Below are 21305 nucleotides of genomic sequence, written 5' to 3' on the forward strand. Positions count from 1 at the left end.
GCCCCTTTGTTATTTTACAACGTTTAACGCTGTGCAGAAAACAAGCTTGAAAGTATTCAACCAGAATTTCATGGCTAACCTTGTCAATTTTACCTCTTACGGTGGCAATTTATGTTCAATAAATACGTTATAATAACCAAAAAGCCCACCTGCAAAAGAAAGGTGGGCTTTTTGCGAAGTGCATTTTTAATGCTTATGACCTGTGTACTCATGCGCATTAGGCTTTCCTGTTTCTTCCTTGCGCTGCTGATGGTGGCCACCTCCGCAGCAGCCGCCACCGCCATGCATCCGCATCATCAAAAAAAACAGACCGCCGATCAGAAGCCAACTTCCATAATCGTTAAAAAACTGAGCCATACCATCATCTCCCTTCTTTATTTTTACCATAAAATTTAATATTTAAGATGTGAAACAGTCTTTAGGTCGATACAAAGGTCTGCCTATTGCTACCCCTCAGGGGTATATATATAACTTAACAGCATTGTTTTATGATGTCAAGTTACTTCACATAACCTACACAATTGGAAGAGACGCTCACAATGCCACCCGACTAGGCGCCCCTGAGAAGGTATTATGTGTAACATCGACCAAAGAATGCCGTCACAGAGACTGCCATCAGAGTTTTATACCACAAGACGCTACGAAAAACTTTCACATTAACTGCTAAGACCGCGTTGATTGATTAGACCACTCCTTCGTCTGGGAACAAACTAAGATATAATTTTTTAGACTTAACGCCTTTCGAGGTTAAGAAGTTTCCACATACCAAAAGAAAAAGCCCATACTAAGATAAATAAGCTTACCATGAGATATCCCATTTCGCTGAACTCCAAGCCCTGTACCCAAGTCCAAAACCAACCCTTAAGCCCTAATTTAGGGGTAATAACCTGAGCAAGCTCTATAAAGCCGATGAACAGGGCAGCTACTACGGATAAACCTGTTATAGTCAGGTTATAGTATATCTTTCGAAGAGGGGTGGCAAAAGCCCAGCGGTAGGCATTAATCATAAACACTCCGTCAGCAGTGTCCATCAAGCTCATCCCGGCCGCAAACAATATGGGCAAAGATAAAATACCGGCTAACGGAACGGTCTGGGCTGCCGCTCCCGCCGAGATGGCTATAAGCGCTACCTCACTGGCTGTGTCAAAGCCCAGCCCAAAGAGGAACCCTAGAGGATAGATCTGCCAGCTTTTATCTATAAACCGGTAGAGACTCCCTGCGAAGCGGGCCAGAAAACCTCTTGAATCAAGCAGATTTTCTAGCTTGTCCTCCTCGTAGTGTTTGCGCCTTACTTTCAAAAATATGCGGTACAAATCCAGCCAGATATATAGATTTAGTAAGCCGATGAGCAGCAGGAATCCTCCTGATACCACCGTTCCAATTAATCCCCCGATTTCTTGTAAGTATGGCAATTTTTCCTGTGACCAGCGCATAGCTATGACAGTAACCAAAGTCATCAGAAAAACCACCGTAGAATGACCCAGTGAAAAGTAAAATCCTATACCTGTCGCGTCTTTCTTCTGTTGGATCAGTTTACGGACAGTATTATCAATAGCGGCAATGTGGTCTGCGTCAAAGGCGTGCCTTAAACCTAAAGTGTACGCCAGAAACCCCATGCCCAATAATTGCGGATAGTCTTGTCCTTGAAGAAGCAACAAAATTATACCGAATATGTGAATTCCAGCTACTGCCACGCCATAACCAAACCAGTTGGGGTATACTAGGGATTTGTTACCTACCCATTTCATAATTATCACACTCCTGTTTTAAACCTTAATGTCTCTTAACAAATGCGTGCAATTGCTCTGTGACCAAGACCTCTATTAGCCCTTGCCGTTAATAGTAGTATTCAAAAAACCTATTTATTCTGGTGACCTTGTAAGATTAAAACTTCGTTTTTAATTGGAGAAGTGGCAACTGCTATGGTATTCCATTGAGGTCGACAACTTAAAACAACCATTTCTTCCCTCCATTCAAGGTGAAATAACGCGAAAAAAATACCTCCTGGGGCAGGAGGCAATATGAAAAGGAGTCGGGTAACAAATTCAAGGGATTCGCCAGATCAAGACCCTTTCGGGCACATCACGTAGGTTTTTGACAACCAGTTTTAATTCTTTGGTATTTTCACCAAGAACAGGTTCATTATCCAATACTTTAGGAAAAACCACAGTACCTGCGGGATGGTGCGGGTCCGCCTGGTTTAATTTCCACTCCGACGGCTTGACGGAGCGACCGTCTACCAGCAGTTCCACATTACTCAACACATCGAACTCTTTAAGCAAATCCCCGCCGTGGGTGGTCAGAAAAATTTCAAATACTAAATTTTTTTCTGCCTGCTTTTTAAGATTTGGGTCGTCAAGTACAGCTGCAGCCAAGTACTCGGGAGTAACCCACAAAGCCTCAACCGTCACACCACCCTGACCTTGGTCAGATTTCAGGTATTTTTGTTCCAAGTCCGCTTGTTCATCACTTTTTTGTTCACTTTGCCCACTGGCAACATCCCCGGCGGTCGCCGGCTTTTCATCTGCTTGGCCGTTCGTTCCGGCAGTTTTGGCACAGCCAACTGCAAAAAAGACAAGTAGGACAAATACTGCGGCTAAGACTGTTTTGCTTTTGAATATCATCTAAGCTACTCCTCTCACTGGATGGTTAAGTTGCAGTTATTCTTGCGCAGACTTAGCTTTTTCTGGTGCTTCTTTTTGATGGTGACAGCTGCCGCCCATAAATTTCATCATCACTATATGCATCAGTGGGCAAGCCAGTAAAAACAGCAGGCTGGCAGAGCTTCCTAGGCCGCTAAAATTAAACCTCCCACCGCTGAAGAAATAAAAAATTGCCACCATAGGTATGAGACAACACAGCAGCATTAAAATTCCATGCCAATTAAACTTTTTCATTTCCCTACCCCTATCCGGTATTTTATCGTATCATCATCCTACACCATAGTTTTTAAGAAAATTCAAAGGATTTGTGGAGTATTTGTGAAGATCATTGCCTTAGTTATCCTGACTCATATACTTAAAAGTAACGGTTTACCAAAGGAGGTAGAGAACATGTCAAACGGGAAATTAGTGAGCAAAGCAGTTATGCTAGGTATAGCAGGTGCACTGGGACTGGCGCTGTTTTACCTGGGGCTGGTTTCCCTTTTTTCCAGGTCAATTTCCCATGCTTTCGAACTATTGCAGGTTGACCGCTTCTATGTTGGCGCTGTTGCTTTGGGGTTCGGCATCCAGCTTGGGATGCATAATTTGCATAAATCCTTGCTCAAGCAATGCAAAGACAAAGCATCAACTGCAGCCACGGTGGCAGGAACAGGAACGTCCACTGCTTCCATGGTGGCCTGCTGCGTCCATCACGTGGCCGATTTCGCCCCGCTGATTGCCGGTTCGGGGGTTGCCATTTTCTTCAACGATTATAAATACCAGCTGATGACTATGGGAATTATTGTTAACTTAATCGGTATTGCTATCTCCGTCAATGCTTTACGCAAGCATTACAAAGCCCATTTGGCCCCCTCCAGCTAATTGCCCGTTACCAGAGCCCTGTCAGCAAATTTGGCTGGGTAAGTAGTGACTCAAGCCAGGTTCGCCTAACCTTATAAAGTAAATTCACCGTTCTGCAAATTATAATTGGGGCGGCATTTTGAGCAGGGTAAGACAAAAATAAAAGGCGATGAATTGCATAAATATTCATCACCATGCATAAAGGGCAGTTGACCAAACCTATAAGCCGAGTTTTGTCTTGGATGATCATCTATCTAGGGTGTTAGTTGCCTAACACCTCCAGCGACCTAACCCGGAAACGAGACGGGCAGCCTCATTGTTCCCCTATTTGGTCTTGCTCCGGGTGGGGTTTACCCAGCCTGTCAGTCGCCTAACAGCTGGTGAGCTCTTACCTCACCTTTTCACCATTGCCTGGCGTTTAGTTATGCTAAACACTGGGCCGTTTTTTTCTGTGGCACTTTCCGTCGAGTCGCCTCGCCTGGACGTTATCCAGCACCCTGCCCTACGGAGCTCGGACTTTCCTCAGAGCGTTAACCCTGCGATCACCCGGTTTACTCAAACTGCCCTTTATAATCATATTGAGAATTTATCATATCATGCTTTGCAAAAGAAGTCAAAACAAACCAAGCTGGGAATTAATGTTACCGGCTAAATAATTTCTTACAGCAGTAACCTCTGGCACCAAGATTAATAGTATATTAGCAAGCTTGAGCAAAAGAGGTGACCACAACATGCGCCAAGTTTTTTTAGTTAGCCTTTTTCTGACTGTCCTTATTTTCCCTGCACTTCTCTACATTAAAAATCCCAGTTATTGGCTGAAACCGGTGATGGCAAAAAACCTTTTCTATGATCTGGCCTTCGGCGGCGGGAAATCCTCCCTATCTAAAACCACTGCGGTACTGGGACTGATGACAGCCCTAACGGTTCTGCTGGCCGGCTCAGTTCTTTACCTGCCGGTTGCAGGCTATTTTCTCAGCCATTTTGCTACCTTGTTTGTTGCCGCAGCAGTTGCTATATCGCTGCGAGGAGGTTTTTTTGTCATCCTGGCATCTTCTTTGCTGCTGTTATCCTTGTTTCCCAAGCAGGCCCCGGTACTCTTTTTCCTCGACGGACCCCTGGGGTACGTCATCGGCTGGGGCATCGCCACCGCAAAAAGCCGCTGGCAAACGCTGCTCCTGGCCGCTGCCGGCTTATGTGCGGGAGTAGTTATCCTAAGCTATATAATCGGGATTCCTACTTTTACCGGAGTAACCCGGGGGCTAAGTTTGGAATTGGCCGTTATGGCCATAGCAGCCTATGCCTTGATTTATGCTTGGGCTTGGATTACGTTAATCGCTGACTTTTTCCAATTTTTAAAACGCATTTTGACATAGAACAGCCGGTAAAACCGGTTGTTTTTGTTTCTGACGATCAACTGAACCGGCCGATTGAATTTTCGGGCAAGTCCTTGATCAATTCCTCCAAACCTAACTCTTTCAGCCTTTCGGCTGTGGGAATTCCGTCCTTAGTCCAACCACCCAAAGCATAATATTCATCCAGCATGGGATCCAGATTAACTGTCAGGCCGCGGTGAATCAGCTTGGCTTCTGCCGGCTCAACTTTTTCAATATCCTCGGGGTTGGCATAAATATCCAGCGGCTCGTGCAGCTTCCTATAGGGTAGAGTATCATCCTTGCGGCTGAAGCCATGGCGGACATTGTACATCCTCTCCAGGTTGACAATCCGCTGGCCTACCCGCAGGACCTCGTCGTCGCTTATCTCATATCCCAGAGCCCGCAGACCATCTGCCAGATCAGGCGGCAAGATAGCATAGGTTTCAGTAAAAGCAAATTTACAGATGCCGAGGGCATCGGCCAGTGCGTTGCAAGCCTCTGTAAAGCGAGTCATGTTAGCTTTATATTGTTCCGAAGTTACATCCATCAGTTCCGGCCCGCATTCCGGCAAAACTTTGGCTGCTACTTCCGTATTTCCTGTTAAATCAATGGTAGGCAAGGCGTACAAATGGTCTGCGCCCCTGTTGCTGGTGGCGTGGCCCAACGCCATAGCCTTCAGAACCCTTCCTTCCTGGCGGGGTATTTCCACACCTTTAACTTGCATAGCATATGCTTCGCTGCCTCCCTGCAGGCGCTTGCTTGCCTCTCTCACCCCATCGGCCAGCAGTTCTCCTGTACCGCGGCGGTAAGCAATGTCGTTCAACAGTCCGATGATTGTATCCGCATCTCCCCATTCCAAGGAATAGTTGGAATCGTTCAGCAGCCCTTTTTCGTGGGCCTCCATGGCAAAGGCAATCAAAACCCCGGCTGAAATTGTATCCAGCCCCAACTCGTTACAGAGCTTATTAGCGTGAATCAACAGTTCCACATTGCTGTTCCAGACGTTTGGACCTAAGGCGTTGGCCGTTTCATATTCGGGACCTTCATTGGCAGGCGTTTTAAAAGGTCCGTCCGGTACCTCGGTGATACGGGCACAGCGAATCGGGCAGGCATAGCATCCCTGGTTTTTAACGGTATATTTGGCCACTGCCTCAGCATTCAGTTTATCTCCCATGGGAAATTGGCCCCACCTATGGTTTTTGCTGGGATTGTCGCCGCTTCTATTCTTAAAGTTCAGGAGAATAACAGTACCCCATTTGGTATAGTTGATGCTTCCGGGATGATCTTTAATCTGGGGTGTCACCCTGCGGACAACTTCCATAAATTCAGGAGGGGTTTTGGCTTTTTGGGTGCCTTTGACGACCACAGCCTTAAGGTTTTTCGAACCCATCACCGCTCCCATGCCGGTACGTGCTGCCGCCCGCCCGTAATCATTGATCACAGCCGCAATCTTCACCAGGTTTTCCCCGGCAGGGCCAATGGAAGCCACCCGGCTGCCGGGGTAAAGGTCCCGTAAAAACTTTTCGGTTTCTTCGGTAGTTTTTCCCCACAAAACATCGGCAGGACAAAGTTCCAGCTTGTCGTCTTCGATATAAAGGTAAACAGGCTTAGGTGATTTACCCTTAAAAATTACCAAATCGTAACCGGCTTTGCGGAGTTCCGGGCCGAAAAAACCCGAGCCGTTGGCATAGCCGTAAGCGCCTGTTGCCGGCGACTTGGCGGTTACCGTGTAGCGGGCTGAGGAGGGCCAGGGTGTGCCGGTCAGTAGACCCGTGGAGAAGATCAATAAATTTTCCGGGTCAAAAGGCTGCACTTCAGGGCCCACATGATCATATAGAACTTTGGCCGCCAGTCCCCGGCTTCCTAAATATTTTACTAAGTCCTCTCCAGGAGTAGGTTTAATAGCAACGCTCCCCGTTGTTAAATCAACCCATGCCGTATTAGCCATGATAAATCACCTCTGCTATTTTTTAGTAGTCACAGGCATTTTATTGCAGCTGCGTCGTTAGTCGTTAGTTCAAATATCCTACAAATATAAAAAGCAGTAATAGAATTCCTAAAACTGGAGACTGATGACCAATGACTGCATCAGCCTCCCGCCATCAGAGTAAAAAATTCCACCCGGTCACCATCCTGCAGGTAAGTGGTGGACCATTCTTCCCGTGATAATTTCCTGTTATTTAGGCTGATGGCTGCTATGACAGCTACGTCTTTAGAGCGAAACTGGGGATAATGCTCCTCCAGATGCCGCCACAAATCTTCCACTTTGGCCGGCGCATTTAAATTGATATCCAGCTGCAGCACACCAAGCAGCAATTGAAAGAAGCCGTAAAAACGCGCCTCTATGCGCACCCAACCCTCCCCCCTTAAACTGAGATCTAAAATAGCGAAGCGGAAAATCCAGCCCCCTGTATTTGGGGCCGGCACAGATTATAGTGACGTTATTTCCCCAGTGCTTGCAGTATTTTCTCGGGCTTAACCGGCAGATCCTTAAATTCTACGCCCAATGCGTTGCTGACCGCATTTACCACTGCCGGCGCCGAAGGCACCACGGAACACTCGCCGATGCTTTTAGCCCCGAACGGACCAGGGTCTTCCCCCTCTTCTACCAGAATAACCTTGGTTTGGGGCATTTCACTGGCAGTAAGCAGGTGGTATTTCTTCAAGGAATTGTTGATGGTCTTTCCGCCGGCATCAAATTCTAAACCTTCCGTCAAGGCGTAACCGATGCCCATTTGGATGGCTCCTTCGATCTGTCCTTCAGTAGCCAAGGGGTTAATGGCTCTACCCACATCATGGGCTGCCACGTATCTCAGCACTTTCACCCTGCCGGTTTCCGTATCCACTTCCACCTCCGCAAAATGGGCTCCGTAAGAAGCGGGTCCAGCAATGGAAGCATAAGTTTCCGCGCCGATAATTTCCCTCTGACTTACCTTTTGGGCATTGACAAGCACCTCACAAAGGGTTGCTTTCTGCTCCGGATTTTTTACCGAGTAGACAAAACCATCTTTTAAATCCAGCTCTTCCGCCGGGACCTGTAAAAGGAGGGAAGCTTCCCTTAAAATTTGTTCCTTCACGTTTTCCGCCACCTTCTGGGCAGCTTTGCCTGAAACAAAAACCCCCCTGCTGGCATAATCGCCCAAATTCCATGGCACAGCCTCCGTATCCGCTTCCACGCACTCGATGTTTTCGGGATCGATGCCCAAAATTTCGCCGATTATCTGGGTTTGGACGGTTACCGATCCGTTCCCCATGTCATGGGTACCAGTAAACAGGGTTGCTGTCCCATCCTCATTCATTTTCAGGATTAAAGCCGTTACATCCCTGTGAGCGCCGAAGCAGCCGTTTCCATGGGAACCTACGGCCATGCCAATGCCCCGCTTGAAACGCCCGTTGTCTTCGCTTAGTTTATAGCCCTCCCATTTAAAGGCAGCAGCCCCTTTCAACACGCAGTCAATCGGACGCGGGTTGCCGATGGGCTTGCCAAAACGCTGGTCAATGCCGTCGGGTTCTACCAGGTTTTTTAATTGCAGCTCAACCATGTCCATTTTTAAAGCTTTGGCAATTTTGTTCAGTTGCACCTGCTGGGCGAAAAAGGCCTGAGGCGAACCATAGCCTCGCATAGCGCCGGCAATGGGTGTATTGGTATAGACCGGAATCCCGGTAAAACGCAGATGCTTGGTCTTGTACACTTTAAATACTTTATGGCTCATGGCCGCTGTAACATTAAGGGCGCTGGTTGCATAAGCACCGGTGTTGATAATAACCTTGAAATCCTGGGCTACTATGGTCCCGTCTTTCTTGACGCCGGTCTTGAGGTAAACCACCGCTCCGTGCCTGGTCCTGGTGGAGACCATGGATTCCCTGCGGTTTAACTCCAGCTTTACAGGGCGACCGGTCATTTTAGCAAGCAAAGCCACCACCGGTTCTATCGTGGCTTCCAGTTTGCCGCCGAAACCTCCGCCAATGGCAGGCCTGATAACCCTCACTTTGTTCATGGGCATTTCCAGGATTTTAGAAAGGATAATCCTAAAAGCAAAGGTATTTTGGTTAGGGCTCCAGACAGTTAACTTGCCCCGCCGGTCATAATCTGCAATAGCCACGTGGGTCTCAATGGCGCCATGATGGATAGCCGGCACAGTATATCTATCTTCAAAAATCAAATCTGCTTCAGCAAAACCTTCCTCCACATTGCCCGCTTCCGCCTTGATTTCAGCGACCTTATTGCCGCCGGGATGAATTTGCGGTGCATCGGCCTGTAACGCTTCCTCCGGATCAAAAACGGCAGGCAGCTCTCCATACTCAACTTCAATTAACCGGATGGCTTTTTCTGCGGTTTCCAAATCCTCAGCCGCTACTGCCGCCACCCTGTCGCCTACAAAGCGCACCGTATCATCGAAAACATATTCCACTTCCGGAATTTTGTGCTCGTAAAAACGCATAGCGCTGTTGTAGGGAATACGCGGCGAATTTTTATAAGTAAGCACTGCCTTCACGCCAGGCAAAGCTTCCGCCTTGGAGGTGTCGATATGCTTGATTTTAGCATGGGCTAACGGGCTGAACAGCAGCTTAGCATACAGCATATGTGGTAATTTCATGTCCGCAGTATATTTCAACTGTCCGGTTACCTTCAAAGCTGCATCTCTGATGGGACGACCTGCACCTACATAAGTCAATTTTTCCTTACCCATTATGCTTCACCTCTCATCCTGCGGGCTGCCAGTTCAATGGCATCCATGATTTTGATATAGCCTGTACAGCGGCAAAGATTGTTGTCCAGTGCTTCTGCAATTTCCTGCCTGGTGGGGTTGGGGTTTTTGTCCAGCAGCGCTTTGGCAGTAATAATCATGCCGGGAGTACAAAAACCGCACTGAACGGCACCTGCTTCCACAAAGGCCTCTTGAATAGGGTGAAGACTTGTCCCTTGGGCTATCCCTTCTATGGTAACGATTTCTTTCTCTTCAGCCTTGATGGCCAATACCGTACAGGAATTGACCGCCTCCCCGTCTATTAAAACTTTGCATGCGCCACAATCGCCGGTATTGCAGCCACACTTGCTTCCGGTCAGGTTAAGCACCTCTCTTATTACATAGAGCAGTGTCCAGTTTTTCTTAACTGCCACATCGTAAATCTTAGCGTTGATTTTAAGCTTTATTTGTTGCATCCTTGCCCCTCCTTTGACCTTAACGCCTGCAAGCCTTGCAATAAAAAAATAGGAATACTGCGAGTAGAATTGCTACCTTAATTCTACCACAGATACTCCTACTTTTGTTGAAAATATGCAAAATTTGTCTTGAATTTTTAACAATGCTAAAAAAATTGTAACGACAGATACATAATGCTCTTAATCGTACTTTAAAACGCACAAATCACCGGGTTCGGTGCCTGTAGCTTCAATGCTGCCGGCAGGCAATTCTGCAACGCAGTAAGCTTCTTTGACGACGGGACTCCTTTTAAAGCTTTTTAGCCCGGCAATGGTATACTTAACGCCCCCTGTTTTATCTAAAAACAATACATCGATGGGAAAGCGCATAAAACAAGTATGGATGGCATTGCATGGTTTAAGCAGCAGGCAGTAACCTTTGGCCAACTCCCTTTTTCCCATCAACCCCAGCAACCTCTTATGAAAAGTATCAGCTATTATTACCCGGTCGGCTATGACAGCATTTTTAGAAATATTGAGCAGCAAGCATTATCTCCCCCCCATTGCGGCAATGAATTGCAATACTGCGGGGCCTAAAAGCACTATAAAGATGCAGGGAAAAATAAACAACACCAAAGGCAAGAGCATCTTGACCGGGGCCTTCATGGCCTGTTCTTCAATGCGCTGGCGGCGCTTTTGCCTGATAGACTGGGACTGCAGCCGCAACATATTGCACATGCTGACTCCCAACTGATCAGCCTGGACTACGGCGCCGATAAAATTTGACAAGTCATCTACCTCCAGCCTTTTGGCCAGATCCTTGAGTGCCTCCCTCCGGGGCTTGCCGATCTTAATTTCCTGCAGCACCCTTTTAAATTCTCCCGCCAGAGTCGTAGAGCTTTTTTCCACTACCTTGGCCAGAGCCGCGTCAAACCCAAGGCCTGCTTCCACGCACACTGTCAACAGGTCCAATACCTCGGGCAACTCTTTTTCAATAACGCTGCTGCGGGTGACAATTATTTTGCGCAGATAGAGTTTTGGCAAGTAAAAGCCGGCCAAGCCACAGCTAATAGGCAGAATAATGTTGGCCCTCATCCCGCTCAAAACTGCCAGCAAATATCCTGCAGCCATGAAACCAAAAGCAATGCATACCTGCAGACCTACAAACTCCTGGACCGTGAAATTGCCCGGTTGTCCCGCCAACACCAACTGCCGCTCCAACCCTGACTGCCTAAAAGGCATGAGCCGCGCAATCTTTTGGGCCAGTTGCCCAAACAAAGGGCGAAGGATCCGCTGGCTGAAGGGAACACTCAGTTCAGCGCTGATGGCATCTTGTGGCTCACCGACTGTTGTTAAATTGCGGAGACGCTCTTTAATATAAAGCTTCCGCTGGTTTGCAAACTGGTAGAATAAGATGGTAACAACGAAGGTCAAACATGCGCTGGAAACAATGATTATATAAAACATACCATTCACCTTAAACTTTAAACTTTAATAATTTAAACTTCAATATTGACAATTTTTCTAATCAATGAAAACCCTATTGCTTGGGACAATATTCCGCCGCCCATAAGCACTAACCCCAGGGGATTAGTAAACAGCACCAAAACGTAATCACGGTTGAGCAAAAACAAAACAAACAGTAAAAATACCGGCAGCAGCCCAATAACTACACCCGATATTTTCCCTTGTGCGGTAAGGGTTTTTATTTCCCCCTTGATTCTAATCCTTTCCCGAATGGTATGTGAAATATTGTCCAGCACCTCAGCCAGGTTGCCCCCTACTTGCCGCTGGATCAAAACTGCGGTGACAACCAAATCCAGGTCTTCACTGCCTACCCGCTCAGCCATAGACAAAAGCGCTGCATCCACTGCGGAACCCAGTTGAATTTCCCGTAAGGTTCTGCTGAACTCAGCAGCGATTGGCGCCGGCATTTCCTTGCTCACCAAGTCCATGGCCTGTAGAAACCCGAAACCGGCCCTTAAAGAATTGGCCATAATGAGCAGTGCGTCCCCCAGCTGGTAATTCAACTGCTTAATGCGTTTGGCTTTGAGACTCCCCAGCATCAGCTTAGGCCAAAAGAGACCTACAGCGGCAAAAAGCAGGCTGACTACCGGATCGCCCGTAAATATAAAGCCAGCGATGGCAAGAAGTGAAATTACTAAAACAACAGCTGTAAAAAATTCCTCCCCACGCATCATTACTCCCGCTTTCAGCAGTTCTTGACTTATTCTGGACAAATAAGTTTTTGGAGCAAAAAGATGTCCAAACAGGCCAAAGACTGCTTTCCAGCTCAATACCGCTTTTCGTTGCGGCCTTTCGTCGAGGTTTTTAAGGTAATTTTGCAGTCGCTCAGCCACTACACGTTGTTCCCGACTAAAGTATTGTTGCAAAAGAAAGATAAGACATAACGTCCAGCAAAAAACCAACGCGACGACAACCAGTTTGCTCACAAGTTCTTGCCTCCAAACCGGGGGTTGGCGCTTCCAAAGCCCATAAAGGGGGAGAAGATATTTTCAGGAAGCACTACACCCGCTCCTTTAAGTTGATCGCTGAATTTTGGCCGTATTCCGGTAGCCCTATGTACTCCTTTTACCCTGCCGTAATCATCCACTCCCTCCTGCTCATAGACAAAAATATCCTGGGTAACAATAGTGTCCCCCTCTAACCCCAGCACCTCTGTTAAGTGAGTAACCTTTCGGCTGCCATCCCGCATCCTGCTTTGCTGTACGATGAGGTCAATAGCGCCGGCTATTTGCTCCCTAATAGCGCGAACCGGCAAATCCATTCCCGCCATTAGGACCATGGTCTCCAACCTGGCCAGCATATCCCGGGGTGAGTTGGCATGGCCGGTGGTAAGAGAGCCGTCATGTCCTGTATTCATGGCCTGCAGCATATCAAGTGCTTCTCCGCCCCGCACTTCCCCCACAATAATCCGGTTGGGACGCATCCGCAGGGAGTTACGCACCAGGTCGCGGATGGAAATAGCTCCTCTGCCTTCAATATTGGGAGGCCTGGTCTCCAAGGAAACAACGTGGGGCTGGCGAAGCTGCAGTTCAGCAGCATCCTCAATGGTTATAATTCGTTCATCAGGGGGAATAAAGGAGGAAAGACAATTGAGAAAGGTGGTTTTTCCCGAACCTGTACCCCCGGAGACCACAATATTCAAACGCGCTTTAACACACGCTTCCAGGAATTTGGCCATTTCCACCGACAGGCTGCCAAAGCGGATTAAATCCTCAATGGTAAAAGGATCCTGTGAAAATTTCCGAATAGTAATGGTTGGCCCGTTCAAGGCTACCGGAGGAATGATGGCGTTAACCCTCGACCCGTCAGGCAGGCGGGCATCTACCATGGGCATGCTTTCATCAATCCTGCGGCCTAAAGGGGCAACTATTTTTTCAATAATATGGAGCACATGCTCGTCATCCCGAAAGCGGATAGCGGTCTTCTCCAGCCGGCCATTTTTCTCCACATACACCTGATCGGCACCGTTAACCATAATTTCAGAAACTTGCGGATCCCGGAGCAGCGCGGTAATTGGTCCCAAGCCCACAACCTCATCATAAAGCTCAGCAGCCAGTCGTACTTTTTCCATCCGGGAAATGGCAGGCGTTTCCCGCTCCAGAATTTGGTTAATCATGCTGCGGATTTTTTCCTGGTCTTCTGCCCGAGTGGCCTCAATTTTATTTTCTTCCGGAAGCTTTTCGATTTCTTCGATCAGTTTCTGGTGCAGCCTGATTTTTATATCCCAGTAGGGATCTTTTTTGCTTTTCCCCGCTTCCTTTTCTTCCGCCTCTACAGCTTCATGCTGCTTCAGTCTTTCTAAAAGGGACATGGTTCTCACTCCTAGACGCCAATTATAAATCTATTAACGTTTAACTTCCTTTGATTTACAATTCTCGATCAGGGTTGCTGGTTATTGGTTGTTAGTTGTTAGTTATTAGTTATAAAATAACCAAAAGCTTGGGCCAAAACTGTTAGCCAACAACCATCAACTAACAACTGACAACTGCTCTACAGGCTGAACATACTGGCCAAAAGTCCCGGCTTTTTATTTTGGGCAGCTGCTGTCTTTGCTTTCTTTACCACCATTCTGGCCAGCTGTTCGATGTTTTCCGATATTTTGGCAGTCGGGTTAGTTACCACAAAAGGCGTGCCCCGGTTTACCGCGGTAATCACCACTTTATCGCTGGGAGGCAGCTGGCATAAGATTGGCAGTCCCAAGGTCCGTTCCACATCCTCCGCCCGCAAACCGTAATCTGAGCATGAGTTGTTTAATATAATGCGCACCTTCTCTTTAAGCCCCAGCCCCTCCAGCACTTCCAGGCACAGCTTGGCATTTTTGATTGCCGGTAAATCCATGGTCAGGACCAGGTGGATCTGGCTTGCCAGGTCCAGAGCTGACAAAACGTTTTCGTCAAAGGCAGCGGGGGTATCTATTACCACGTACTCATAAGTTTTTTGCAGAGCTTTAATTATTTGTTCCACATGCCGATTGTCAATTAAATCAGCATACTGGGGCCTGGCCGGCGCCGACAGCACGCTTAGGCCCGTAGCAGGGTGAGGCAAAACGTAGCTTTGTACCAAGTCGGCATCTATCAGTTCATTTTCCTGGACAAGTTGGGCCAACGTCTGCTTGGGAAAGATATTGAGCATGGCCGATACATCCCCGAACTGCAGGTCCAAATCCAGGAGGACAACTTTTTTCCCGCTGACCTGATGCAAACTGACCGCTAAATTGGTTGCAACCGTGGTCTTGCCTACGCCGCCTTTTGTTCCGAATACTACTACAGTCTGAGGCTGGCTCTTTGTCCCATGATGCTCGTCCGAGACGTTTTTCTTCCGGTATTCCAGCTGATAGATTTTTTTTACGCTGTTTAAAAGATCTTCGCTGGAAAAGGGCTTGCAAATATAATCCCTGGCGCCTGCAGTCATGGCCCTTTTTATGTACTCAAATTCGCCTTGCACAGTCATCATAATGACGCTTACATCGGGATATTGGGTAGAGATTTGTTCTGTTGCGCTAAGGCCATCCAGCACCGGCATATTTATGTCCATCAGGATGATATGAGGTTTAATTTTGTCTACCTTATTAAGGGCTTCTTCGCCGTTTTCCGCTTCACCGACTACTACTATTTCCTCATCCAATGCCAACAACCGGCGGACGTTATCCCTGGTTTCCTTGATATCGTCAACAATCATCACCTTGATTGGCATAATTCTACCTTCTTTCTAACAAATCTTCCACGCGCATGGCAGGAATTGATTCCCTTTTTTCGTCTACCGGTGACCTTAAAAGCAGCCTGATGCTTCCCCGCTCCGAGGCCAACACCAAAGGCCGGGCTTCCAAGGGCCCCACTGCCAATGTAACAGTTTTAATGTCCTTTTCACTGCTGCCGCTTTTCTCCAGGTTGCGCCCCAAAGCCAATACTTGAATGTTCTGCAAAATAATGCTGGTTTGGGTTATTTCTTGCCCTCCCACCTTAAAGTCCATGGTGGCCAACACATCGACTTTGTCTCCCGGGCGGAGATTATAGCCAACCCCTGATACTTCATTGACCTGAACGGCTACCGCACGGTAACCGACAGGTACCCGGTAGGATAAGCCTCCCCTGTTACTGTCTGTTCCCACCAGTCTGGATTTAAGCACCTGTTCCCCTTTATAAATGGGTACCTCAGTAATTTTTCCTATGACTACGCTGGTGTCCTCCACTGCTTCCTCGTGCCTGTATTCGCTGGGCAGCCTTTTCTTTTCCAGCATGCTTAACGTAACCCGCGTATTGGCCGGGATATTTTCCTTAGCAACTACTACTTCTTTGTAAACCCTCGGGTCCAAAGTCTTCTGCAAATGATCCAGGTAGAGATAAACGCTTCCGGCGACTAGGATACTTAAAATAACTGCTAGGACAAATAACTTTTTGCTCACAAATTTTCTCCTCCGATTTACATAGCAAACTGGTTGATAGTTGTTGGTTGTTAGTTGTAGCAACTAACAACCAATGGCTAGAGCTTACGCTGACGGCCGATAGCTAACAACTACCGGATGAGTCGCACTCCGTTTAAACCGAAATAGGCCTGATCCGGCGAACTGTCGCCAACAGTAGTTGACTCCACAAAATAACCTTTCACATAAGAATCGTTTCCAACTCCCGTTTCGTCCTGTAAAAAGAAGGCAGCAAAACCCATAATCTTGACTCTTTTTATCTGGTTTTTAGAGTCAACACTGGCCGGCTCGTAAACAGGCACTATTACCAGCCGAGGGGATCCGCGCTCGAAATCGTTGATTGAACTGGACGGATCCTGATTAATCCGGTATTTGATGGCCCTGAAAGTAGGCCCTGACATGTTTCCCGTTTCAGTGTCAACCACGTCACCAACTTTAAGTACTCCCTGATACCCTTCCCGCAAATTCTTTTCATACCTGCTTGCGCCATTTCCTCCCAGGGAAAGAGCTCCGAACTCACCTGAGCCTATCGTAGGAGGAGCTCCGGTCTTTAATGTGTACAGCCGGCCAAATTCAAAATCGGCATTTTCCACCGCCAGGGGTATTACTCCCTTGACGCTGCTAATCGCTTGAGATTGGGCTGTTGCCGAGGCTGTGACTTTCACTTGTTCATGACCTAAAAACCTGGCAAAAGTGAGCTGTGTTTTCCGGCTAACTGTAACCCGCACCGTATTCAAAACTGTGTCTACTTCTACAGCCACCTCGTCCGGCAAGGCCCCGTTGAGAGTTGCATACTCCAGCGTTACTTCTTCCGCCAGTTCGTCATGGTAGGGCAATTCCTGCGCTCCCGCCAGCGCCGCAGCATCAGCCAAATTGGCAAGTCGGAGCCGGGTAGTGTAGAGCATTCCTGCATCCACAACCAAAGCAGCAAATCCAAAGAATACGGTCAGGCCAATAGCCACTATTATTAAAGTGCTGCCTTTTTCCCCCTGCCAAAACATAAATTATTTCCTCCTACTCGACCCGCATTACAACTTCGCCCTCTACAGTAAGGGGATTGGGCAATATTTGTTTAATAAAAGGTGCGTACAGTTCCACCGGGTAAGATACTCTAACTCTTACCTCTTCCCCCCTGACCCTGGTGCTTGGAGCGATAGTAATTTTCACATTTTCCGCTGCTAAACTGGAAGAAGCATTCAAGACAACCTCTTCGGTATCGATATCGTTGAAACCTACTGCCGCAGCCCGTGCCCCTTCCCTGGCCGCATGGTTTACTGTCAAATATGCGCCGTATACCCGGCCAAACTCCACAATTCCAAAAACCAGGAGCAACAGGACCGGTAAAATCAAAGCCAATTCTACAAGAGCCTGGCCTTTTTCCTCTTTTAGAAACAATCTTCTCACCTCACCAACAAAGTGAGCACCGTACCGGCAAAAATAGCTGTGCCGTAAGGAACGACTGTGGTCATCCCCTCTCTTATAGGTGGCAGCCATCCGTACCTCTGCTTGCCTCCCGTTATAGCTACCAGCTTCAAGACCTGCCAAAGGCGTTTAGTGGTTTCACCCAGCTTACCCTTTTGCAACAAATAAATAAATATATAGATACCCCCAAAAATTGCGGCAAAAAGAGCCGTTTGCAGCACAAACTCAGCACCTTTTAATGCACCTATAGCTGCTAAAAGTTTCACATCCCCCGCGCTTATCCCGTTTAACAGGAAAGGAATAAATAAAATACCCAATCCCGTAAGCAATCCCCCAAAAGAAGTTTTAAGACCACTCATTCCGTTATCTATAAAATGCAGCGTCAAACCCAGAGACATGGCACTCAATGTAACCCAGTTATAAATCTTTCTGCGGGTAACGTCCGTAAAAAAGCTGATTCCAACTGCCAGCAATACAATTACATCCATCTACTTAATCACCTGCCTAAAGAAACATGGCTTGTTCTAGGTTATAATTCGGCTGAATCTTTATTTTCAACTAATTGATCTACGTGCCCTATTATCCCAAGCTAAAAGTTGACCCTACTTAAAAGTAGGGTCAAGGGTTGCACCTTAAGGCGTCGATGCTTGTGTAAGACTCGCAGTTATTGAATCATAAATTGCCACTAACTGCGGTCTCATTAGGAACAGAGCTGCTATTACGGCTATTGCAATAACTCCCAAAATCAGTCCGTACTCTGTCATAGCTTGTCCTTCTTCTTCCTTCCAAAGTCTTTTTAGCAAATTCAACATTGTCTGCACCTCCGGGTTTTTTAATTTACCTAACTCTTGCAACTGTTTCTGTTTTGGTAATTTAATTGTATCTGCCTATGAACAAAAAAATAATGAGCCGAAAGTAGGGTATTGGTCCTGTCTGAGTCCCAAAAAAAATAGGACTAAAGCAGCCTCATGGTCATAGCTTTGACCACTGCTTCCGTCCTATCATTAACCTCCAGCTTTTGGAACAAATGGGTCAGGTGGTTTTTCACCGTTTTTTCGCTGATATATAACTCCCGGGCAATTTCTTTGTTTGAGGACCCCCGGGCCACGAGTCTAAGCACCTCTGTCTCTCTTTCAGTCAGAACAGGTCTAGCCGTGCTCTCCATAATCTGGGACAAGCGGTTAAATTCATGTAAAACCTTCCCCGTAACTTTAGGGTGCAGCAAAGATTTGCCTTTGGCCACATCGATAATTGCCTGGATCAACACATCGGGCCCTACATCTTTTAAGAGGTACCCTGAAGCCCCGGCCTTGATCATTTCAAATACATAACTCTCTTCCTCATAGATAGTCAGCGCTATAACATTAATTTCGGGATGAGTGGACTTTATTCTCCTGCATGCTTCAACGCCATTCATCCCAGGCATATTCAAATCCATCAAGATTACCCGGGGAGCTAATTCCATGGCCATGCTGAGAGCTTCTTCACCGCTGGAGGCTGCTCCCAGCACCTTGATCCTGGGTTCAAGGCTCAAGATTTTGGCTATCCCTTCCCGCAGCAGGGCATGATCGTCCACTATTAATACCCCAATCGTCTCCAAAGATATCACTCCTCTTGCACCGGGATTTTCACTGCCACAGTTGTCCCTTTCCCGGGAGCAGTCACAATCTGCAGATTGCCTTGCAGAATACTGGCCCATTCGTGCATTCCCCTCAGACCAAAATGACCTACCTCCAACCCTTCCCGCAGCTCAAAACCGCAACCGTCATCTTTGATCACTGCCGATAATGACAAAGGGTTAGTCTCCATAACGATTCTGATTGCAGTAGCGCCTGAATGCTTTCTGGCGTTGTTTAAGGCCTCCTGAATAATTCTAAACACTGTAACTTCTATGGCCTGAAGATATCTTCTGGCCTGTCCGACATTAACCACTTCCACCTTAATTTTATATTTTTCCTGGAAGTCCGCCGCGTACCGCTTAACTGCAGGTACCAATCCCAGATCATCCAAATCCATGGGCCTCAGGTCAAAAATAATCTTACGAACATCTTCTAATGTTTCCCGCGCATATTCTTTCAGTGAACGCAATTCTTCCTGCAAAAGCTCCGGTTTTTTTTCATACAGCTTTTCACAGTATTCAGCTCTCAAAACGATATTGGCTATGGATTGGGCAGGACCGTCATGCATGCCCCGCGCCACCCTGCGCCTCTCTTCTTCCTGGGCTTTGATTACCGCTACGCCGAACTGTTTTTGCTGCTGTAATTTATCTAATTCTCCCCAGATATTCTGCAGGTTGGAGGTCAGGTAGCTCATGGCAACCCCTACCTGGGAAACCAACTGTTCAGCCCGTTCTGCAGTTTTAAGCAGGTTACGGTAGCTGAATTCCAGTTCGTCCCGTTTGGACCTGAGCTGTTTTTCTTTTTCCCGGAGCATTATTACCTTGATTTGGAGATCCTTGGCATCTTCATAGGCCTTTTTGATATCTTCTTCGCCGTATTTATTGAAATTGCGGCTGACATGCATGAGCCGCTTCCTGGCCTTTTTTTCCTCTGCTTCCCAGCGGTCCACTTCATTGATTACCAAAGCTATGGCATCTTTAAGTTGTGTTAATTCCTGTTCCACCCGTTTGCATTCCTGCCGGGCATTTTCGGCTATTTCAAAAATCTGCTCTTTGCTTCTTTCTATTACATCTATGGTCTCCCTGAGAATCTTATCAAGCAGCGAGGTATTCATGTCATTCCCCTCTAACCTGTAACTTTTATCCCTAAATCACATTTTGGGGCCAGAGTCAATCGCCAAATTGGCGAGCTTGTCCGCTTCTTTGTTAAATTCCCTCCGGATATGAATTACTTTGCCGGAGGTAAACTGGCCCAGCAGTTGTTTGGCTTCATGGTACAAAGGTATCAGCCCTTGGTTTTTAACTTTGTATGCACCGTTAATCTGTCGGGCCATCAGTTCACTGTCGGTATATACTTCCACCTCGGTAGCCCCCGCTCTTTTTGCTTCCTGCAGGCCCCTGATTAATGCCTTATACTCGGCCACATTATTAGTTGTCTTGCCAAGATACTCGCTGATTTCCCCTATTTTTTGACCGTCCGCACCGGAAATGACCACGCCCAGACCGGCATCTCCAGGGTTTCCCCGGGAAGCGCCATCGGTATAAATAATGACTTTCATGCATATTCCTCCAAATATAAAATCACTCCCAGTATAAAATTCTACCACAATTTTCACACTTAACCAAACCCTGCCCAAGCCTAACTTCTTTCAGCAGCACAGCAGGTATTCCGATGTGGCACTGACTGCAGGTTTTGTTGCTTACCAGGCTTAGAACGGCAAAACCATATTCATTGGTATTTTGCCGGTAAAGCTCCAGAAGCTCCGGTTCAATTTCAGCGCATAACGCAGCAATCTTGTCTTGAAGTAAAGCAATTTCACCTTCAACTTCCTTTTTCTGCTGTAAATAATGCTCTACCTCCGCTTTAAAAGCCTTTTTTTGGAGATTCAATTCTTTTTGTGCCATGGCTAAGGTTTGCCGTCCTGTCTCCAGCTGATCGGCTTTCCGTAGCACTTCTTCCTCGGCAGCAACAAGATCCTTTTGCATTTGCAGCAGTTGGCTCTGAATGTTTGACAGTTCTTTGGGATTGTTTATTTGGCCGCTATATAAAAATTCCTTGGCAGCTTTTTGCTTTTGCCACAGCGTTTCATATTCACTTTCTTTTTGTTTTAAAAGCAGTTCTTCACTTTTTAACTGTTTCGCCCTTTGCTGCAAGTTCTCTTGCCGCTTTAAAATTATTTCCTTTTCCTTTTTCAGCTTGACCCCTTCTCCTGCAGACAACTGCCGCTTCAATTTTTGCTGCTGCAAGTAAAGACTCTGCAGCCGCCAAAGCTTTGCTAAAGACATTCTAACACCTCCA

General features: G+C 47.1%; 24 protein-coding genes and 1 other RNA gene. 2 read left to right on the forward strand and 23 right to left on the reverse strand.

Features of this window, described 5'->3' with window-relative positions; translation table 11 throughout:
• Window positions 1-186: 186 nt before the first annotated feature.
• From EYS13_RS07380 to EYS13_RS07395, 4 genes are all read right to left on the reverse strand, one after another.
• A complete protein-coding gene (locus EYS13_RS07380; protein WP_227767427.1) occupies window positions 187-357 on the reverse strand; it encodes a hypothetical protein in 171 nt (56 codons plus the stop codon).
• A 374-nt stretch (window positions 358-731) separates the two neighbouring features.
• Window positions 732-1748 (reverse strand): HoxN/HupN/NixA family nickel/cobalt transporter, encoded by a 1017-nt coding sequence (locus EYS13_RS07385; RefSeq protein WP_227767430.1) that lies wholly within the window; start codon window positions 1746-1748, stop codon window positions 732-734.
• A 297-nt stretch (window positions 1749-2045) separates the two neighbouring features.
• A complete protein-coding gene (locus tag EYS13_RS07390) occupies window positions 2046-2624 on the reverse strand; it encodes a hypothetical protein (RefSeq protein WP_227767432.1) in 579 nt (192 codons plus the stop codon).
• A 36-nt stretch (window positions 2625-2660) separates the two neighbouring features.
• Window positions 2661-2897 (reverse strand): DUF2933 domain-containing protein, encoded by a 237-nt coding sequence (locus tag EYS13_RS07395; protein ID WP_227767434.1) that lies wholly within the window; start codon window positions 2895-2897, stop codon window positions 2661-2663.
• A gap of 156 nt (window positions 2898-3053) precedes the next feature.
• Between EYS13_RS07395 and EYS13_RS07400 the strand changes: the two genes are divergently transcribed.
• Window positions 3054-3524, forward strand: a complete 471-nt coding sequence (locus EYS13_RS07400; RefSeq protein ID WP_227767435.1) for a hypothetical protein — start codon at window positions 3054-3056, stop codon at window positions 3522-3524.
• Window positions 3525-3709: 185 nt separating this feature from the next.
• On the opposite strand, the gene rnpB is transcribed toward EYS13_RS07400, so the two are convergent.
• An RNA gene (gene rnpB / locus EYS13_RS07405) (RNase P RNA component class A) lies at window positions 3710-4061 on the reverse strand.
• Between the two features lie 173 nt (window positions 4062-4234).
• On the opposite strand from rnpB, the gene EYS13_RS07410 reads away from it, so the two are divergent.
• On the forward strand, window positions 4235-4876 hold the full coding sequence (locus EYS13_RS07410; protein WP_227767438.1) for a hypothetical protein: 642 nt from the start codon (window positions 4235-4237) through the stop codon (window positions 4874-4876).
• 37 nt (window positions 4877-4913) lie between these two features.
• Here the strand turns inward: EYS13_RS07410 and EYS13_RS07415 are convergent, their stop codons facing one another.
• The 18 genes from EYS13_RS07415 to EYS13_RS07500 all read right to left on the reverse strand — a co-directional run bounded on the left by EYS13_RS07415 (window position 4914) and on the right by EYS13_RS07500 (window position 21292).
• Window positions 4914-6824: an aldehyde ferredoxin oxidoreductase family protein gene (locus EYS13_RS07415; protein ID WP_227767440.1), complete on the reverse strand. Its 1911-nt coding sequence runs from the start codon at window positions 6822-6824 to the stop codon at window positions 4914-4916.
• Window positions 6825-6964: 140 nt separating this feature from the next.
• Complete coding sequence (locus tag EYS13_RS07420; RefSeq protein ID WP_227767442.1) at window positions 6965-7228, reverse strand: MoaD/ThiS family protein; 264 nt, start codon at window positions 7226-7228, stop codon at window positions 6965-6967.
• Between the two features lie 89 nt (window positions 7229-7317).
• On the reverse strand, window positions 7318-9567 hold the full coding sequence (locus tag EYS13_RS07425) for a xanthine dehydrogenase family protein molybdopterin-binding subunit (protein ID WP_227767444.1): 2250 nt from the start codon (window positions 9565-9567) through the stop codon (window positions 7318-7320).
• Window positions 9567-10040: a (2Fe-2S)-binding protein gene (locus tag EYS13_RS07430; RefSeq protein WP_227767446.1), complete on the reverse strand. Its 474-nt coding sequence runs from the start codon at window positions 10038-10040 to the stop codon at window positions 9567-9569. Before EYS13_RS07430 ends, EYS13_RS07425 begins: the two co-directional genes overlap by 1 nt.
• Window positions 10041-10220: 180 nt before the next feature.
• Window positions 10221-10565, reverse strand: a complete 345-nt coding sequence (locus tag EYS13_RS07435; RefSeq protein ID WP_227767449.1) for a DUF192 domain-containing protein — start codon at window positions 10563-10565, stop codon at window positions 10221-10223.
• 3 nt (window positions 10566-10568) lie between these two features.
• Complete coding sequence (locus EYS13_RS07440) at window positions 10569-11486, reverse strand: type II secretion system F family protein (RefSeq protein WP_227767450.1); 918 nt, start codon at window positions 11484-11486, stop codon at window positions 10569-10571.
• Window positions 11487-11518: 32 nt separating this feature from the next.
• Entirely contained in the window at window positions 11519-12472 is a 954-nt protein-coding gene (locus tag EYS13_RS07445; RefSeq protein WP_227767452.1) for a type II secretion system F family protein, read from the reverse strand.
• Window positions 12469-13857: a TadA family conjugal transfer-associated ATPase gene (locus EYS13_RS07450; protein WP_227767454.1), complete on the reverse strand. Its 1389-nt coding sequence runs from the start codon at window positions 13855-13857 to the stop codon at window positions 12469-12471. The genes EYS13_RS07445 and EYS13_RS07450 overlap by 4 nt, the downstream gene beginning before the upstream one ends.
• Window positions 13858-14036: 179 nt before the next feature.
• Window positions 14037-15239: a CpaE/TadZ family protein gene (locus EYS13_RS07455; RefSeq protein ID WP_227767455.1), complete on the reverse strand. Its 1203-nt coding sequence runs from the start codon at window positions 15237-15239 to the stop codon at window positions 14037-14039.
• A gap of 4 nt (window positions 15240-15243) precedes the next feature.
• Complete coding sequence (cpaB, locus tag EYS13_RS07460) at window positions 15244-15948, reverse strand: Flp pilus assembly protein CpaB (RefSeq protein WP_227767456.1); 705 nt, start codon at window positions 15946-15948, stop codon at window positions 15244-15246.
• Window positions 15949-16058: 110 nt separating this feature from the next.
• On the reverse strand, window positions 16059-16967 hold the full coding sequence (locus EYS13_RS07465; RefSeq protein WP_227767457.1) for a pilus assembly protein TadG-related protein: 909 nt from the start codon (window positions 16965-16967) through the stop codon (window positions 16059-16061).
• 13 nt (window positions 16968-16980) lie between these two features.
• Window positions 16981-17361 carry a TadE/TadG family type IV pilus assembly protein gene (locus EYS13_RS07470; RefSeq protein ID WP_227767458.1) on the reverse strand — a complete coding sequence of 127 codons (381 nt, stop codon included), beginning with the start codon at window positions 17359-17361 and terminating at the stop codon, window positions 16981-16983.
• Window positions 17362-17366: 5 nt separating this feature from the next.
• Complete coding sequence (locus EYS13_RS07475; RefSeq protein WP_227767459.1) at window positions 17367-17876, reverse strand: A24 family peptidase; 510 nt, start codon at window positions 17874-17876, stop codon at window positions 17367-17369.
• Between the two features lie 144 nt (window positions 17877-18020).
• Complete coding sequence (locus tag EYS13_RS07480; RefSeq protein WP_227767460.1) at window positions 18021-18200, reverse strand: Flp family type IVb pilin; 180 nt, start codon at window positions 18198-18200, stop codon at window positions 18021-18023.
• A 143-nt stretch (window positions 18201-18343) separates the two neighbouring features.
• Window positions 18344-18997 carry a response regulator gene (locus tag EYS13_RS07485; protein ID WP_423055305.1) on the reverse strand — a complete coding sequence of 218 codons (654 nt, stop codon included), beginning with the start codon at window positions 18995-18997 and terminating at the stop codon, window positions 18344-18346.
• Window positions 18994-20121, reverse strand: a complete 1128-nt coding sequence (locus EYS13_RS07490; RefSeq protein WP_227767464.1) for a sensor histidine kinase — start codon at window positions 20119-20121, stop codon at window positions 18994-18996. The genes EYS13_RS07485 and EYS13_RS07490 overlap by 4 nt, the downstream gene beginning before the upstream one ends.
• Window positions 20122-20157: 36 nt before the next feature.
• Window positions 20158-20565, reverse strand: a complete 408-nt coding sequence (locus EYS13_RS07495; protein WP_227767466.1) for a ribonuclease HI family protein — start codon at window positions 20563-20565, stop codon at window positions 20158-20160.
• A 22-nt stretch (window positions 20566-20587) separates the two neighbouring features.
• A complete protein-coding gene (locus EYS13_RS07500; protein ID WP_227767469.1) occupies window positions 20588-21292 on the reverse strand; it encodes a zinc ribbon domain-containing protein in 705 nt (234 codons plus the stop codon).
• Window positions 21293-21305: the final 13 nt, after the last annotated feature.

Origin of the sequence: Zhaonella formicivorans, assembly GCF_004353525.1 — a bacterium.
Classification (GTDB): Bacteria; Bacillota; DUOV01; order DUOV01; family Zhaonellaceae; genus Zhaonella; species Zhaonella formicivorans.

What these genes read in the sequence shown, in the direction of transcription:
- EYS13_RS07380 (WP_227767427.1), bottom strand. Translation starts at nt 357, where the DNA reads ATGGCTCAGTTTTTTAACGATTATGGAAGTTGGCTTCTGATCGGCGGT.
- EYS13_RS07385 (WP_227767430.1), bottom strand. Translation starts at nt 1,748, where the DNA reads ATGAAATGGGTAGGTAACAAATCCCTAGTATACCCCAACTGGTTTGGT.
- EYS13_RS07390 (WP_227767432.1), bottom strand. Translation starts at nt 2,624, where the DNA reads ATGATATTCAAAAGCAAAACAGTCTTAGCCGCAGTATTTGTCCTACTT.
- EYS13_RS07395 (WP_227767434.1), bottom strand. Translation starts at nt 2,897, where the DNA reads ATGAAAAAGTTTAATTGGCATGGAATTTTAATGCTGCTGTGTTGTCTC.
- EYS13_RS07400 (WP_227767435.1), top strand. Translation starts at nt 3,054, where the DNA reads ATGTCAAACGGGAAATTAGTGAGCAAAGCAGTTATGCTAGGTATAGCA.
- EYS13_RS07410 (WP_227767438.1), top strand. Translation starts at nt 4,235, where the DNA reads ATGCGCCAAGTTTTTTTAGTTAGCCTTTTTCTGACTGTCCTTATTTTC.
- EYS13_RS07415 (WP_227767440.1), bottom strand. Translation starts at nt 6,824, where the DNA reads ATGGCTAATACGGCATGGGTTGATTTAACAACGGGGAGCGTTGCTATT.
- EYS13_RS07425 (WP_227767444.1), bottom strand. Translation starts at nt 9,567, where the DNA reads ATGGGTAAGGAAAAATTGACTTATGTAGGTGCAGGTCGTCCCATCAGA.
- EYS13_RS07430 (WP_227767446.1), bottom strand. Translation starts at nt 10,040, where the DNA reads ATGCAACAAATAAAGCTTAAAATCAACGCTAAGATTTACGATGTGGCA.
- EYS13_RS07440 (WP_227767450.1), bottom strand. Translation starts at nt 11,486, where the DNA reads ATGTTTTATATAATCATTGTTTCCAGCGCATGTTTGACCTTCGTTGTT.
- EYS13_RS07450 (WP_227767454.1), bottom strand. Translation starts at nt 13,857, where the DNA reads ATGTCCCTTTTAGAAAGACTGAAGCAGCATGAAGCTGTAGAGGCGGAA.
- EYS13_RS07455 (WP_227767455.1), bottom strand. Translation starts at nt 15,239, where the DNA reads ATGCCAATCAAGGTGATGATTGTTGACGATATCAAGGAAACCAGGGAT.
- EYS13_RS07465 (WP_227767457.1), bottom strand. Translation starts at nt 16,967, where the DNA reads ATGTTTTGGCAGGGGGAAAAAGGCAGCACTTTAATAATAGTGGCTATT.
- EYS13_RS07475 (WP_227767459.1), bottom strand. Translation starts at nt 17,876, where the DNA reads ATGGATGTAATTGTATTGCTGGCAGTTGGAATCAGCTTTTTTACGGAC.
- EYS13_RS07480 (WP_227767460.1), bottom strand. Translation starts at nt 18,200, where the DNA reads ATGTTGAATTTGCTAAAAAGACTTTGGAAGGAAGAAGAAGGACAAGCT.
- EYS13_RS07490 (WP_227767464.1), bottom strand. Translation starts at nt 20,121, where the DNA reads ATGAATACCTCGCTGCTTGATAAGATTCTCAGGGAGACCATAGATGTA.
- EYS13_RS07495 (WP_227767466.1), bottom strand. Translation starts at nt 20,565, where the DNA reads ATGAAAGTCATTATTTATACCGATGGCGCTTCCCGGGGAAACCCTGGA.
- EYS13_RS07500 (WP_227767469.1), bottom strand. Translation starts at nt 21,292, where the DNA reads ATGTCTTTAGCAAAGCTTTGGCGGCTGCAGAGTCTTTACTTGCAGCAG.